Annotated in this window: 12 protein-coding genes; all 12 read right to left on the bottom strand. The window is 62.2% G+C overall.

From position 1 onward, the window contains the following. Positions 1 to 39: 39 nt before the first annotated feature. The 12 genes from M5B98_RS24810 to M5B98_RS24755 all read right to left on the bottom strand — a co-directional run bounded on the left by M5B98_RS24810 (position 40) and on the right by M5B98_RS24755 (position 14,116). Positions 40 to 1,317 (bottom strand): flavohemoglobin expression-modulating QEGLA motif protein, encoded by a 1,278-nt coding sequence (locus tag M5B98_RS24810; protein ID WP_085712808.1) that lies wholly within the window; start codon positions 1,315 to 1,317, stop codon positions 40 to 42. A 33-nt stretch (positions 1,318 to 1,350) separates the two neighbouring features. Beyond that, on the bottom strand, positions 1,351 to 1,911 hold the full coding sequence (locus M5B98_RS24805) for a hypothetical protein (RefSeq protein ID WP_248744280.1): 561 nt from the start codon (positions 1,909 to 1,911) through the stop codon (positions 1,351 to 1,353). Positions 1,912 to 2,058: 147 nt separating this feature from the next. Continuing rightward, on the bottom strand, positions 2,059 to 2,763 hold the full coding sequence (locus M5B98_RS24800) for a TetR/AcrR family transcriptional regulator (protein ID WP_011332647.1): 705 nt from the start codon (positions 2,761 to 2,763) through the stop codon (positions 2,059 to 2,061). A 118-nt stretch (positions 2,764 to 2,881) separates the two neighbouring features. Next, positions 2,882 to 4,384, bottom strand: a complete 1,503-nt coding sequence (gene lysS, locus M5B98_RS24795) for a lysine--tRNA ligase (RefSeq protein WP_085712806.1) — start codon at positions 4,382 to 4,384, stop codon at positions 2,882 to 2,884. A 69-nt stretch (positions 4,385 to 4,453) separates the two neighbouring features. Then, positions 4,454 to 5,549 (bottom strand): peptide chain release factor 2 gene (gene prfB, locus M5B98_RS24790; protein ID WP_114881547.1). Its coding sequence is split into 2 segments (ribosomal slippage): positions 4,454 to 5,476 and positions 5,478 to 5,549, totalling 1,095 coding nucleotides; the frame shifts between segments, so codons are not numbered across the junction. 106 nt (positions 5,550 to 5,655) lie between these two features. After that, complete coding sequence (locus tag M5B98_RS24785) at positions 5,656 to 6,657, bottom strand: response regulator (protein ID WP_085712805.1); 1,002 nt, start codon at positions 6,655 to 6,657, stop codon at positions 5,656 to 5,658. A 48-nt stretch (positions 6,658 to 6,705) separates the two neighbouring features. Beyond that, entirely contained in the window at positions 6,706 to 7,716 is a 1,011-nt protein-coding gene (locus tag M5B98_RS24780; protein ID WP_114881546.1) for a chemotaxis response regulator protein-glutamate methylesterase, read from the bottom strand. After that, the gene (locus M5B98_RS24775; protein WP_248744279.1) at positions 7,713 to 10,007 is read right to left on the bottom strand and encodes a hybrid sensor histidine kinase/response regulator; all 2,295 of its coding nucleotides are present in this window, start codon (positions 10,005 to 10,007) and stop codon (positions 7,713 to 7,715) included. The genes M5B98_RS24780 and M5B98_RS24775 overlap by 4 nt, the downstream gene beginning before the upstream one ends. Beyond that, positions 10,004 to 10,687 (bottom strand): chemotaxis protein CheW, encoded by a 684-nt coding sequence (locus tag M5B98_RS24770; RefSeq protein ID WP_248744278.1) that lies wholly within the window; start codon positions 10,685 to 10,687, stop codon positions 10,004 to 10,006. Before M5B98_RS24770 ends, M5B98_RS24775 begins: the two co-directional genes overlap by 4 nt. Further along, the gene (locus M5B98_RS24765) at positions 10,684 to 11,961 is read right to left on the bottom strand and encodes a CheR family methyltransferase (protein WP_248744277.1); all 1,278 of its coding nucleotides are present in this window, start codon (positions 11,959 to 11,961) and stop codon (positions 10,684 to 10,686) included. Before M5B98_RS24765 ends, M5B98_RS24770 begins: the two co-directional genes overlap by 4 nt. Next, on the bottom strand, positions 11,958 to 12,494 hold the full coding sequence (locus M5B98_RS24760) for a chemotaxis protein CheW (RefSeq protein ID WP_248744276.1): 537 nt from the start codon (positions 12,492 to 12,494) through the stop codon (positions 11,958 to 11,960). Before M5B98_RS24760 ends, M5B98_RS24765 begins: the two co-directional genes overlap by 4 nt. After that, on the bottom strand, positions 12,494 to 14,116 hold the full coding sequence (locus tag M5B98_RS24755) for a methyl-accepting chemotaxis protein (protein ID WP_085712799.1): 1,623 nt from the start codon (positions 14,114 to 14,116) through the stop codon (positions 12,494 to 12,496). Before M5B98_RS24755 ends, M5B98_RS24760 begins: the two co-directional genes overlap by 1 nt. Between the last annotated feature and the right edge of the window lie 466 nt (positions 14,117 to 14,582).

The raw sequence follows: 14,582 nt of genomic DNA, 5'->3' as shown, positions 1-14,582 counted from the left end.
TTCGGATTCCCGCGCTCAGCGCGGGAATGATCAATGGGCCTACAGGATGTTGGAGTAATCGGCCTCGATCCGGTCCAGGCTCAAGTGATTGAGGAAGTTGGAGAAGCACATCCACGCCGACAACGCGTTCATGTCACGAAACTGGTCCGGCAGATACTTCGGCGGCACCACCAGGCCTTCATCCACCAGCTGCCGCAGGGTTCGCATGTCCTCCAGCGTGGTCTTGCCGCAGAACAACAGCGGGACCTGCTCGAGCTTGCCCTTGCGCACGGCCAACTGAATGTAGTTGTAAACCATGATGAAGCCCTTGAGGTAGGACAAGTCTTTGGTGAATGGCAGACCGGTCGGCGTCGATCCACGGAAAACCCGACTGGCGTTGCCGTAGCTTTCCGCCATTTCGAAGCCCTGCTCGCGGAAGAACTCGAAAATCTGCAGGAAGTCCGCGCCCTCCTCCACCATATGAATGGCGCGGGTGCGGTTGGTCAGTTTGCGCAGGCGGCTCGGGTAGGAGGCGAAGGTGATGATTTCCATCAGGATCGCCAGACCTTCCTGAGTCACCGTCGACGAGGGCGGGCCCTTGGACAGGAAAGTGCAGATAGGCTGGTTCAGACCGTTGAGCGTGGTGCCGACGTGCACCAGGCCTTCGTGGACTTCCAGCGCGCGCACGTCGCGGTCGTTGAACATCGCGTCGGTGCGGATCTTGATGTAGTCGGCGCCCGCTGCCGCGTCGGCGACGATGCCGTCGGACTCGAACACGCGGATGGTTTCCTCGGCCTCGCCGAACACCTTGTTCAGACGGGTTTGCAGCAGGTGCACGGCATCCTTGGCGGTGAGGATCTTCGGTTCATCCTTCAGGTCGCCACGGCCGTCGATGTTGTTCAGGTAGTCCGACATCATCAGGCCGAGGTCGGCCAGCGTCGGGTCACCGGCGTGAAACGCGTCGGACGCGGCGCCGTACAGTTCCTGAGAAATCAGGCCGAAATCCTCGGTGCCGCGCGCTTCGAGCATGCGCACCACCATCCGGTATTCCTTGCACATGCGCCGCATGATCTGGCCGACCGGGTTGAACTGGCCGAGCTGGCGGGTGATGTCCCGTTCGATGTTCTGGAACTCCAGCTTGACCTTGCTCGAATCGAAGGACAGCGGCCGGTTGAGGTAGTAGTCGCGATCCACCGCCGGCAATTCCTTGCCCTTGGCCTTGAGGAACCCCTTGCGGATGTTCTCGTCCCACTTGACCGCATCGAGCACGCGAATCGGCGTCTGCGCCAGCACAATGCGATCGGACAGCGTGCGTATCGTCTGCTGGTAATCGTCCACCCGAAACTCCTGTAGAAAACATGACGTACTGGATTATTTGGCCTTGGCCTTGGCCTGATGCTGGTAGCGCGCCGCTTCGACGAAAACGTCTGAGTTGGCCGGGTCGTCGAGGTAAGCAAAGACCTTATCCAGCGGACTGTCGACCTGCACGCCCTGACCGTCATCGGTCGGGAAGCCCTGGCCGTCGAGGCTTTTCTGGGCGATGGCCTGGTTGATCTGTTCGAGATCGAGGTTGTAGATCACCAGTTCGTGCTTATCGGTGATCTCGAAACCGGCGATAGTGAAGTGCCCGCCATACTGCGCCGGCACCTTCGCCGACAGATACCAGCGGTTGCCGTGGCGCGACACGGTGAACGGATAAGCTTCCCGCTCATGGGGATGGGCCTTGAACCAAGTGACCGCCTGATAGCGGTCATTGCCCAGGCGCGTGAGTTCCAGGTTCATCGGCTCGCCCCAGGCATTGGTGCTCGCCCATTCGCCGAGCAAGCCCCTGGGCGCCGGCTCACGGGCGGGCAGCGGATCCTTGAAGGTCACCAGACAACCGCTGAGCAGCAGGAACGACAGCGCGATCAACGCGCCACGCCAGGCTTTCATTCAACACTCCCTATGAATACACGGCCCTGAAAATCGCCATGATCCCTTGTGGGAGCGAGCCTGCTCGCGAAAGCGGGGTGTCAGGCAACAAAGATGTTGAATGCCAGACCGCATTCGCGAGCAGGCTCGCTCCCACAGGGTTTGGTGTTACACCGACGCAAGTACCAGATGCATATAACGCGTCAGAATGCCGAGCATGTCCTCTTCGGCCAAAGGCTCGGCGTCGTTGAGCAGGCCCTGATATTCCATCCGTCCGATAATCGCCGTCAACACCTTGGCATCCTGCTGCGGCTCGCGGGAGCCCAGCACCTGGAACAACTGGCAGGTGCCCTGCAACAGAATCTGCTGGTGGGAACGCACCAGTTCCGCCAGACGCGGGTTGAGCAGCGCTTCCTGGCGGAACGCCTGTTCGGCCATCAAATGCTCGCGGCGGTTGACCAGTTGCCGGTGCACGTAGTCGGCCATCAGCCGGGCGATATCGTCGGCCAGTTGCGAGCGAGATTCCGGGCTGCCGTCGCCGCTGACCACCATTTCCCGCAGCAGGCCTTCGTTGTTGATCCACAACTTGGCCATGTAGGCCGCGCTGCGTTCGACGTATTGGGCGAAGGTATCGGTGAGCAGGTCATCGATGTCCTTGAAGTAATAAGTGGTGGCCGACAACGGCACACCGGCCTCGGCCGCCACAGCCCGGTGGCGCACCGCGCGCACGCCGTCGCGCACGACAATGCGCATCGCCGCATCGAGAATGTCCTGCCGACGCTGCTCGCTGCCCTGTCGGCTGGCCTTGCGGCCCTGGTACTGAACACTTTCAGCGACCGCAGTGGCGATACCCGCTGCACCCTCTTGAGCCATTGCACCGATCACGACAGGACTTCCTCTGTTGTTTTTTTCAAAAGTAACCATTTGATACGTTTGTACCAGACAGGCAATAAAAAGCCGCCCATTTCAGGCGGCTTTTTTATTGAAACACTTACGCTTGCGGCCGCATGTGCGGGAACAGGATCACGTCGCGGATCGACGGCGAGTTGGTCAGCAACATCACCAGACGGTCGATACCGATACCTTCACCGGCCGTTGGCGGCATGCCGTACTCCAGCGCGCGAACGAAGTCGGCGTCGTAGTGCATGGCTTCGTCGTCGCCGGCGTCCTTGTCGGCCACCTGGGCCATGAAGCGCTCGGCCTGGTCTTCAGCGTCGTTCAGCTCGGAGTAGGCGTTGGCGATTTCACGGCCGCCGATGAACAGCTCGAAGCGGTCGGTGACGTTCGGGTTGTCGTCGTTGCGACGGGCCAGCGGCGACACTTCGAACGGGTACTGAGTGATGAAGTGCGGCTGTTCCAGCTTGTGTTCGACCAGCTCTTCGAAAATCATCACCTGCAGCTTGCCCAGGCCTTCGAAGCCCAGCACCTTGGCGCCGGCCTTCTTGGCGATGTCGCGCGCCTTGTCGATGTCGTTCAGGTCATCGGCGGTCAGCTCAGGGTTGTACTTGAGGATCGAGTCGAACACCGACAGGCGCACGAACGGCTCGCCGAAGTGGAACACCTTGTCGCCGTACGGCACGTCGGTGCTGCCCAGAACCAGCTGCGCCAGTTCACGGAACAGTTCTTCGGTCAGATCCATGTTGTCTTCGTAGTCGGCGTAAGCCTGGTAGAACTCCAACATGGTGAATTCAGGGTTGTGACGAGTCGAAACGCCTTCGTTACGGAAGTTGCGGTTGATCTCGAACACTTTTTCGAAGCCGCCAACCACCAGACGCTTGAGGTACAGCTCCGGGGCGATACGCAGGAACATTTCCATGTCCAGCGCGTTGTGGTGGGTTTCGAACGGCTTGGCTGCGGCGCCGCCAGGAATGGTCTGCAGCATCGGCGTTTCGACTTCGAGGAAGTCGCGCTTCATCAGGAAGCTGCGGATGTGCGCGATCACTTGCGAACGCACGCGGAAGGTCTGACGCACGTCTTCGTTGACGATCAGGTCAACGTAACGCTGACGGTAGCGCTGTTCGGTGTCGGTCAGGCCGTGGTGCTTGTCCGGCAGCGGGCGCAGGGATTTGGTCAGCAGGCGCACGCTGGTCATCTCGACGTACAGGTCGCCCTTGCCGGAACGGGCCAGGGTACCTTCGGCGGCGATGATGTCGCCCATGTCCCAGGTTTTCACCGCGGCCAGGGTTTCTTCGGACAGGGTCTTGCGGTTGACGTAGACCTGGATGCGACCGGTCATGTCCTGGATCACCATGAACGAGCCACGGTTGAGCATGATGCGACCTGCAACCTTGACCGGGATCGCAGCCTCTGCCAGCTCTTCCTTGGTCTTATCCGCGTACTGTTTCTGCAGTGCTTCGCAGTAGTTGTCGCGGCGGAAGTCGTTCGGGAAGGCATTGCCCTTGGCGCGCTCGGCAGCAAGCTTTTCCTTGCGCAGGGCGATCAGGGAGTTTTCTTCCTGTTGCAGGGCTTGCGGGTCGAGTTGTTGGTCGCTCATGTCTTTAAATATTCCATCACAGGTTCGTTGCCCCCGCCGATGGCGGGGGACTTGAGGTCGGGTGAAAGCTTACAGCCCCGATTTCAGGCTGGCTTCCAGGTATTCGTCGATGTCGCCGTCGAGCACCTTGTCGCAGTCGCTGCGTTCGATGTTGGTACGCAGATCCTTGATCCGCGAGGCATCGAGCACGTACGAACGGATCTGGTGACCCCAGCCGATATCCGACTTGGTGTCTTCCAGCGCCTGGGACGCCGCGTTGCGCTTCTGCATTTCCTGCTCGTACAACTTGGCCCGCAGCATTTTCATGGCGGTGTCCTTGTTGGCGTGCTGGGAACGTTCGTTCTGGCAGCTCACCACGGTGTTGGTCGGTACGTGGGTGATACGTACGGCCGAGTCGGTGGTGTTTACGTGCTGACCACCGGCACCGGAGGAACGATAGGTGTCGATCCGCAGGTCTGCCGGGTTGATTTCGATTTCCACCTTGTCGTCGATCTCTGGCGAGACGAAAACAGCGGAGAACGAGGTGTGGCGACGGTTGCCGGAGTCGAACGGGCTCTTGCGCACCAGACGGTGCACGCCGATCTCGGTGCGCAGCCAGCCAAAGGCGTATTCGCCCTTGATGTGCACGGTCGCGCCCTTGATACCGGCGACTTCACCGGCCGACAGTTCCATGATGGTCGCATCGAAACCGCGTTTGTCGGCCCAGCGCAGGTACATGCGCAGCAGGATGTTGGCCCAGTCCTGGGCTTCGGTGCCGCCGGAACCGGCCTGGATGTCCAGGTAGGCGTTGTTCGGGTCCATCTCGCCGCTGAACATGCGACGGAATTCCAGTTTGGCCAGGGACTCTTCGAGACCTTGAAGGACTTCGACGACGTCGTTCACGGCGCCTTCATCGTTCTCTTCGACGGCCATGTCGAGCAGCTCGCGGGAGTCGGCCAGGCCGGTGGCCAGCTCGTCCAGAGTGTCGACGATCTGCGCCAGCGCCGAGCGCTCGCGGCCCAGTTCCTGGGCGTATTCAGGTTTGTTCCAGACTGCAGGATCTTCAAGCTCGCGATTGACCTCGATCAGACGCTCATGCTTTTGATCGTAGTCAAAGATACCCCCGAATAGATTCGGAGCGCTCGGACAGGTCCTTGATGGTGTTCAGGATCGGGTTGATTTCCATGACGGGCAGCACTCGTTGGCGAACTTTTGAAAGCCGGCGAGTATAACGTAATCAAGCTGTCACGGCAGCCCGTCTGGCGGCTCTTGAGGCGAATGAACCCGATGGTTCACTCGATTCCCACCTGGTTGCGCCCGTTGTTCTTCGCCAGATACAGGCCACGGTCCGCCGCCGAGATCAGCAACCGGCAGTCGCTGCCCGCCTCCGGCACCATGGTTGCCAGGCCGATGCTGATGGTCAGGCTCGCCCCTTCGGCCGGAGCATTGTGCGGAATCTTCAGCGCCGCAACCGTCTGGCGCAGCTTCTCCGCCACCAGCCGCGCACCGCCCGGCGAGGTGTTGGGCAGCACCAGCGCAAATTCTTCGCCGCCATAACGCGCCGGCAGGTCGGACGGTCGGGCGCTGGCCTCGCGGATCGCCGTGGCGACCTTGCGCAGGGCCTCGTCGCCTTCGACGTGACCGAAGGTGTCGTTGTAGGACTTGAAGTAATCGACGTCGATCATCAGCAACGACAACTGGCTCTGGTCACGCAGCGAGCGGCGCCATTCCAGTTCCAGGTACTCGTCGAAGTGCCGGCGATTGGACAGCCCGGTCAGGCCATCGGAGTTCATCAGCCGCTGCAGGACGAGATTGGTGTCGAGCAATTGCTGCTGGCTGACCCGCAACGCGCGATAGGCCGCGTCCCGTTGCAGCAGGGTCATGTAGGAGCGCGAGTGATAACGGATGCGCGCCACCAGTTCGATGTTGTCCGGCAGTTTCACCAGGTAATCGTTGGCCCCGGCCGAGAACGCCGCGCTCTTGATCAGCGGGTCTTCCTTGGTCGAGAGGACGATGATCGGAATGTCCTTGGTCGCCGGATGATTGCGGTATTCGCGCACCAGGCTCAGGCCGTCGAGGCCGGGCATCACCAGATCCTGCAGGATCACCGTCGGCTTGATCCGCACGGCGTGGGCCACGGCCTGATGCGGGTCGGAGCAGAAGTGAAAGTCGATGTTCTCTTCATTCGACAGCCCGCGGCGCACGGCTTCGCCGATCATCGCCTGATCGTCCACCAACAACACCATGGCGGCGTTCTCGTCGGTTTTGATGTCATCGATCTGTAAGTCATTCATGGGCGGTCACCTGAGTGCTGCGGGGGCCTGGATTGCGGAGTAATGCGTTCATTTGGGGAAAATCTCCAGCAATCGTGGCGCTATCTTTTCCAGTGGACGGATTTCTACGGCTGCATCGATGGCCGCGGCGGCCTTGGGCATGCCGTACACCGCACTGCTTTGCTGATCCTGCGCGATGGTCAGGTAACCCTGTTGGCGCATGAGCTTAAGCCCTTGCGCCCCGTCGCGTCCCATCCCGGTCAATAAAACCCCTACCGCGTCACCGTTCCAGTAATTGGCGACGCTTTCGAAAAACACGTCGATCGAGGGGCGGTAGATCTCGTTGACCGGCTCGGCGGTGTAGGCCAGCGTGCCGTTCTTGAGTAATCGAATGTGATGATTGGTGCCGGCCAGCAACACCGCGCCGGCCTGCGGCGGCTCGCCTTCCCGGGCCAGACGCACATCGAGGCCACTGGCGCTGGCGAGCCATTCGGCCATGCCGGCGGCGAACACCTGATCGACATGCTGCACCAGCACGATGGCCGCAGAAAAGTTGCGTGGCAGGCCTTTGAGCAAAACCTCCAGCGCCGCCGGACCACCCGCTGACGAGCCGATCGCCACCAGCCGCTGGCACGACGCCGAACTGCGCGGCGTTGTCTGGGCCGGGCGGGCGCGAGCGGTTTTCTCGCCAATCAGCCAGCCGATATTCAGAATCTTGCGCAACAGTGGCGCGGCCGCCTGCTGGGCATTGCCGGCGCCAAGGGCCGGAGTGTCGACCACGTCCAGCGCGCCGTGGCCCATGGCTTCGAACACGCGGTGCACGTTCTGCTGGCGGTCGACCGTGACGATGACGATGGCGCAGGGGCTCTCGGCCATGATTCGGCGGGTGGCCTCGACGCCATCCATCACCGGCATGATCAGGTCCATCAGGATCAGGTCCGGGGTGTTCTCCGCGCACAGGCGCACCGCTTCAGCGCCGTTGTTGGCGACCCATACCACCTGATGCGCCGGCTCGAAGGCCAGCGCCCGGCGCAGGGCCTCCACCGCCAGGGGCATGTCGTTGACGATTGCGATCTTCATGCCCGCGCTCCTCCGATGAGCTCAACCACTGCGTCGAGCAGGGCATCGTCATGAAAACTGGCCTTGGCCAGATAATAGTCCGCCCCGGCATCCAGTCCACGGCGACGATCTTCTTCGCGATCCTTGTAGGACACCACCATCACCGGCAGCGATTGCAGGCGATTGTCGCGGCGCAACAGCGTCACCAGTTCGATGCCGTCCATGCGCGGCATGTCGATGTCGGTGATCAATAGATCGAAATCCTCGGAGCGCAACGCGTTCCAGCCGTCCATGCCGTCAACCGCGACGGCGACGTCGTAGCCGCGATTGAGCAGCAACTTGCGTTGCAGCTCGCGCACGGTGAGCGAGTCATCGACCACCAGAATCCGTTTGCGCGCGGCTTCTGCGGCCTGATTGCCATGGCGGGCGATGCGTTCCAGACGCCCGGTGTTCAGCAACTTGTCCACCGAGCGCAGCATGTCTTCGACGTCGACGATCAACACCACCGAACCGTCGTCGAGCAAAGCCCCGGCAGAAATGTCCTGCACCTTGCCCAGCCGCTCGTCCAGCGGCAACACCACCAGCGTGCGCTCGCCGATGAAGCGTTCGACCGCCACGCCGTAAATCGCATCGCGCTCGCGGATCACCACGACCTTGAGCGTGTCGCCGCTGTTCTGGCTCGCCGGGCGCTGCAGCAATTGGCTGGCCGCAACCAGACCGACATGCCGGCCCTCGTGCCAGAAGTGCTGGCGGCCTTCGACCTGCACGATGTCCTCCGGCGCCAGATCGCACATGCGCTCGATGTGCGCCAGCGGGAAGGCGTAGGCCTCGTCGCCGACTTCCACCACCAGACTGCGCACCACCGACAGGGTCAGCGGCACTTCGAGATGGAAGCGGCTGCCCTCGCCTGCCGTCTGCTCCAGCACCACTGCGCCGCGCAGCTGACGCACCATGTGCTGCACCGCATCAAGGCCGACACCGCGACCGGAGACTTCAGTAACTTTGTCTCGCAGGCTGAAACCCGGCAGGAACAGGAACGTCAGCAGTTCTTCTTCACTCAATTGCGCGGCGGTTTCCGCTGGCGACAATTGGCGCTCGACAATGCTGCGGCGGACTTTTTCCAGATCCACGCCATTGCCGTCATCGCTCAACTCAAGCACCAGCAATCCAGCCTGGTGTGAAGCGCGCAGACGGATCAGACCTTCTTCGGGCTTGCCTTTGAGCAGGCGCTCTTCCGGCGTTTCGATGCCGTGATCGACCGCGTTACGCAGCAGGTGCGTTAGCGGTGCTTCGAGCTTTTCCAGCACATCGCGGTCGACCTGGGTTTTCTCGCCCTCGACCTCCAGTCGCACCTGCTTGCCGAGGCTGCGACCGAGGTCGCGCACCATCCGCACCTGACCGGACAGCACGTCGGCGAACGGCCGCATGCGGCAGGCCAGAGCGGTGTCATAGAGCACCTGCGCACGCTGACTCGCTTGCCAGGCAAACTCGTCGAGTTCGGCGTTTTTCTCCGCCAGCAATTGTTGGGATTCCGCGAGCAGGCGCCGCGCATCTTCCAGCGCTTCTTGAGCTTCGAGGCTCAGGGCATGTTCCTTGAGATGCACATTGAGACTTTCCAGCGCCCGTAGACCGTTGTTCTGCATGCGCTTGAGGCGCTGCATGGTGGCCAGGTGCGGTTTGAGACGCTGGGTTTCCACCAGGGATTTGCTCGACAGATCGAGCAGGCTGTTCAGGCGCTCGGCGGTGACCCGCAGCACCCGCTCGCCACCTTCGGTGGTGCGTTTGCTCTTGCGCGGCGCAGGCTCCGGCTCGGCCACCTCGACGGGGGTTTCAACGGGTGCCGGCTCAACCACTGGCGGTGGCTGAAGCTGCAACTCGGCCATCGGTGGCGCGCTCGGAGCGGTGGCCACCACGGCCGGCGCCGCCGGATCGAGCAAACCACCCATCAACGCCACGTAAGCCTCGATATCCGCCGGTTGCGGGCCATTGGCCGGGGTGGCGATTCGCATCAGCAAATCGGTGCCCTGCAACAACGCGTCGATATGCTCGGGGCGCAGGAACAGCCGCCCTTCCTGCGCACTGACCAGACAATCTTCCATCACGTGGGCAACGCTGACGCCGCTGTCGATGCCGACGATCCGCGCCGCGCCTTTCAACGAGTGCGCCGCCCGCATGCACGACTCAAGCTGATCGGCCTGGGTCGGATTGCGTTCCAGCGCCAGCAGCCCGGCACTCAGGACCTGGGTCTGGGCTTCGGCTTCAAGGCTGAACAGCTCCAGCAGGGAGGCGTCGCGCATTTGCTCGGGGGTCATGTAAGGCTCCGGGACACGGCGGACAACAGCTGTTCTTCATCCAGCCAACGCAGGCTGCGACCTTTGAATGGCAACACGCCTCGGGTGTATTTGACACTGGCCTGCGCCCCGGAACGCGACGCGGCATCGAGAATTCGTTCGTCGATGGCGTGAATCCCGTCGACTTCGTCCACCGGCACCACCACCGGCCCGCCCTTGGCCGCGATGATCAGCATGCGCGGCATGATCCGCGCGCCGGTCGCCGGGGCGGCGTTACCGTCGAGATCGAGCAGTTCGACCAGCGACAGGCACGCCACCAGCGCTCCGCGCACGTTCGCCACGCCGAGCAAGGCCCGGGAGCGCTGGTGCGGCAAGGAGTGAATCGCCTGCAACGGTGCGACCTCCACCAGACTGCGGGTGGCCAGGCCGAGCCATTCTTCGCCAAGACGGAACATCAGCAGCGAACGGGTTTTCAGCTCGGCTTCGGCCTGGGTCGCCACCGGGTCGCGCTCGTCCTGCTGCAACGCATAACGGTCGAGCAGGCGCGTGGCAGCGGCGGAATACACCGAGCAATTGCGGCAATGAATGTGTTCTTCCAGCAGCGGGCAAGACTTGTCGCCGTGGATGCCGATGCGGTTCCAGCAATCGTCGATGGCCCGGGCGTCTTCGTGGGTGACGTTCAAGGTGTCGGACGGGATCATCGTTTACGCTCACTGTCGGCGATGCGGCCGCTGCGGGCGGCGCGCTCCTGCAATCGTCTGGCACCGGCCGTGTCGCCCTGGGCCTGCAGCAGTGCGGCCAGGTGCATCAAGGCTTCGGGGTGTTGCGGTTCGAGGTACAAGGCTTTGCGATAGTAGCTCTGGGCTTCGAGAGCAGAGCCGGCGACATCACTGAGCAGCCCGAGCCAGTAAAACACCTGGGCCACCGGTTCATGACTGCGCAAATACTGTTCGCACGCGGCACGGGCCTCGGCGCTTTTGCCTTCGTTGGCCAGGGCGGCGATGTTGGCCAGCAGGGTCGCCGCGTCGGGATTCGGGCTTTTGGCAGTGGCGGGCAACGGCGTCACAGCGGCAAACGGGCGATTGCGCACCGGCGGCGGTGGCGTGCTGCGCACCGGTTGGCGCACGGGCAACGGGGTCGGGAGAGCGACCGGCATCGGCAGCGGTTCGGGCTGCGGATCGCTGTGGCGACTGAACGCGAAAGACTGCGGAATCCCGATCGAACGCATGCCCAGCCTTCCGAGCAGACTGCCCTCAGCCGGGCCGATGAACAGCACGCCGTCGACATGGGTCAGGCGCTTGAGCACGGCGAACACCTGCTGCTGGGTCGGCTGATCGAAATAGATCAACAGGTTGCGGCAGAACACGAAATCGAACGGCGGCTCGTTGACCAGCAACGCGGGATCGAGCACGTTGCCGACCTGCAGACGCACCTGCTCGCGGACGATTTCATTCACCCGATAACCCTCGTTCTCGGCGAAAAAATGCCGCTCGCGAAAGTCCAGCTCCTGGCCGCGAAACGAGTTCTTGCCGTACAACGCCCGCCGCGCCTTCTCCACCGACAAAGGGCTGACGTCCATGCCGTCGACCTTGAACTGATGGGGCTTGAGGCCCGCATCGAGCAACGCCATGGCAATCGAATAGGGTTCTTCACCGGTGGAACACGGCAGGCTGAGGATGCGCAGCGCCCGCATGTTGTTCAGCTCGGCCAGGCGTTTGCGCGCCAGTTTCCCGAGGGTGGCGAAGGATTCCGGGTAACGGAAAAACCAGGTTTCGGGGACGATCACCGCCTCGATCAGCGCCTGCTGTTCGTCCCGTGAGCCTTGCAGCGTTTGCCAATATTCATCGGCCGTGACCATTTGCGCCAGGATGATCCGCTGGCGCACCGCCCGCTCGATGATTGCCGGCCCTACCGAAGCGACGTCGAGCCCGATGCGTTCCTTGAGGAAATCGAAGAAGCGCTGGTCGCTGCTCATGGCTGCTCCTCAAGCCGCGCCGGGTCCAGCGGCGGCGTCGGGAACAACAGCGGGCGCACCGTTTCGTCCAGCAGGTCATTGACCCGAACCCATTGCACCAGCCCGCGAGCGTCTTCGCGCACTGGCCCAAGGTACGGCGCCTGACGATTGTCGAGGCCGTAAGGCTGGAATTCTTCCGGGTTGCAACGCAGGGTGTCGGTGGCCTGTTCGAGGATCAGCCCGAGCCATTGCGAGGGTTGCGAGTCGTCGGCACGGTAATGCACCAGCACCAGTCGTGTGCTGGTGCGCGCTTCGGCAGGCTGGCCGAACGTCAGGGCACTGAGGTCGATCACCGGCACCACCGAACCGCGATAGGCGAACACCCCCGCCACCCAGTGCGGCGCCCGGGCAATCGGTTTCAGCGGCAGGCGTGGCAGCACTTCCGCCACCTCCGTAGCGCGCAGAGCGTAGCGTTCGCTGCCGATGCGAAACAGCAGGAACAACGCCTGCTTCGCCGCCGGTGCAGCGCTGCGTTTGGCGATGATTTCGCTCATCAGACTTTGAATCGCGAAACGCCGCTGCGCAGGCCCACGGCCACCTGGCTCAGTTCGTCGATGGCGAAACTGGCCTGACGCAACGACTCGACCGTCTGGCTGCTGGCATCACCCAGTTGCACCAGCGCGTGGTTGATCTGCTCGGCACCGGTGGCCTGGGCCTGCATGCCTTCGTTGACCATCAACACTCGCGGCGCCAGCGCCTGCACCTGATGGATGATCTGCGACAGTTGCTCGCCGACCTGCTGCACTTCGGCCATGCCGCGACGCACTTCTTCGGAGAACTTGTCCATGCCCATCACCCCGGCGGACACCGCCGACTGAATCTCGCGGACCATCTGTTCGATGTCGTAAGTGGCGACAGCGGTCTGATCCGCCAGACGCCGCACTTCGGTGGCGACCACGGCAAAACCGCGACCGTACTCCCCGGCCTTCTCCGCTTCGATCGCCGCGTTCAGGGACAGCAGGTTGGTCTGGTCGGCGACCTTGACGATGGTCACGACGACCTGATTGATGTTGCCGGCCTTCTCGTTGAGGATCGCCAGTTTGGCGTTGACCAGATCCGCTGCGCCCATCACCGAGTGCATGGTGTCTTCCATGCGCGCCAGGCCTTGTTGCCCGGAACCGGCCAGCACCGAGGCCTGATCGGCGGCGGTGGAAACTTCGGTCATGGTGCGTACGAGGTCACGGGAGGTCGCCGCAATCTCTCGGGACGTCGCGCCGATTTCAGTGGTGGTGGCGGCAGTTTCGGTGGCGGTGGCCTGCTGTTGTTTGGAGGTAGCGGCAATCTCGGTCACCGAGGTGGTGACCTGCACCGACGAGCGCTGGGCCTGGGACACCAGCGAGGTGAGCTCGGTCATCATGTCGTTGAAGCCGGTTTCCACGGCGTTGAATTCGTCCTTGCGGCCCAGGTTCAGGCGCGAACTCAGATCGCCGGTGCGCATGGTGTCGAGAATCCGCACGAGCAGGTTCATCGGGGCCATGATCGCGCGCATCAGCAGAAGACCGCACAGGCCGGCGGCCAGCACGGCCACCAGCAGGGAGATGCCCATGCTGACTTTCGCCGCCGCGACCGCGTCGTCGATGTTGTTCATGGCTTCATCGGCAACGGCCTTGTTCTCACGAATGATGTCGTTGAGTTTCATGCGGCCGGCGGTCCAGGCCGGGGTCAGCTGTTCATTGAACAACTTCGCGGCCGCGTCCTCCTGGTTGCGCACATGCAGGTCGAGCACCTGCGCCTGAATCTTGTTGTAGTTGAGCACGTCCTGCTTGAACACGGTGTACTCGGCCCGGTCTTCTGCAGTGGTGACGGTGCTTTCGTAGTTGCCCATCTGCTCGTTGAGACGCGCCTCGAAAGACTTGAAGTCCGCAGCGTCTTCGGCACTGATGCCCTGGCCTTTTTTCAGGCCCAGCAACTCTTGAGTCTGCAGATAGCTGTCGACCCAGGCACTGCGAATCATCGAGCTGAAATACACACCCGGCACCGCGTCCTGACGCACGCTCTGCTCGCCGGCTTCGATCTTCAACAACCGTGAATACGAGACGACCACCATCAACAGCATGATGGCGATAATCACCGCAAAGCTCGCCAAAATGCGTTGGCGCAACGTCCAGTTCTTCACAGTCAGTCCTCGGGGCCAGATCGAAATTGCGGGGGAGTATAGCTGAGGGCGGTGTTTCATTTATAAGACGGTTTGCCGCGCTCGCGCCGCCCGAGCGTAAACGTGACGGGCTCTGGATAAGGACTTTCAAGGAATCGCGGGGCAACGTGCCAGTGGCGCAATGGCAAAAAGGGGCGATGGATTGGCCATTTCTGCAACGGAGAGGTCTGGCACCGACATAGCCATGTGCCATGGTGCGCAACTTCTTGCGCACTTGTTTCGCAAAATCGCCGCCTGATTTCGCTACAGCCCCCGGGTTCCGTCGCCTGTAGCCAAGTGCGCAACTTCTTGCACACCACTGCGCAAGAAGTTGCGCACTTTTGGGCTTAATTTGGCATGAAACATCTTGAAACATGCACTAAACAGCAGTTTCACCCCCGTATCACGGAGACTTTGGAAAACCTGGCACGGTCCTTGATATAGCTTT

Source organism: Pseudomonas sp. MWU12-3088, assembly GCF_023242405.1.
Lineage (GTDB): Bacteria > Pseudomonadota > Gammaproteobacteria > Pseudomonadales > Pseudomonadaceae > Aquipseudomonas > Aquipseudomonas kribbensis.
Note: the sequence above shows the minus strand (reverse complement) of the source record. Positions and strands in the feature narration are given on the sequence as shown.

What these genes read in the sequence shown, in the direction of transcription:
- lysS (WP_085712806.1), bottom strand. Translation starts at nt 4,384, where the DNA reads ATGAGCGACCAACAACTCGACCCGCAAGCCCTGCAACAGGAAGAAAAC.
- M5B98_RS24800 (WP_011332647.1), bottom strand. Translation starts at nt 2,763, where the DNA reads ATGGCTCAAGAGGGTGCAGCGGGTATCGCCACTGCGGTCGCTGAAAGT.
- M5B98_RS24805 (WP_248744280.1), bottom strand. Translation starts at nt 1,911, where the DNA reads ATGAAAGCCTGGCGTGGCGCGTTGATCGCGCTGTCGTTCCTGCTGCTC.
- M5B98_RS24765 (WP_248744277.1), bottom strand. Translation starts at nt 11,961, where the DNA reads ATGAGCAGCGACCAGCGCTTCTTCGATTTCCTCAAGGAACGCATCGGG.
- M5B98_RS24785 (WP_085712805.1), bottom strand. Translation starts at nt 6,657, where the DNA reads ATGAATGACTTACAGATCGATGACATCAAAACCGACGAGAACGCCGCC.
- M5B98_RS24760 (WP_248744276.1), bottom strand. Translation starts at nt 12,494, where the DNA reads ATGAGCGAAATCATCGCCAAACGCAGCGCTGCACCGGCGGCGAAGCAG.
- M5B98_RS24775 (WP_248744279.1), bottom strand. Translation starts at nt 10,007, where the DNA reads ATGACCCCCGAGCAAATGCGCGACGCCTCCCTGCTGGAGCTGTTCAGC.
- M5B98_RS24780 (WP_114881546.1), bottom strand. Translation starts at nt 7,716, where the DNA reads ATGAAGATCGCAATCGTCAACGACATGCCCCTGGCGGTGGAGGCCCTG.
- M5B98_RS24770 (WP_248744278.1), bottom strand. Translation starts at nt 10,687, where the DNA reads ATGATCCCGTCCGACACCTTGAACGTCACCCACGAAGACGCCCGGGCC.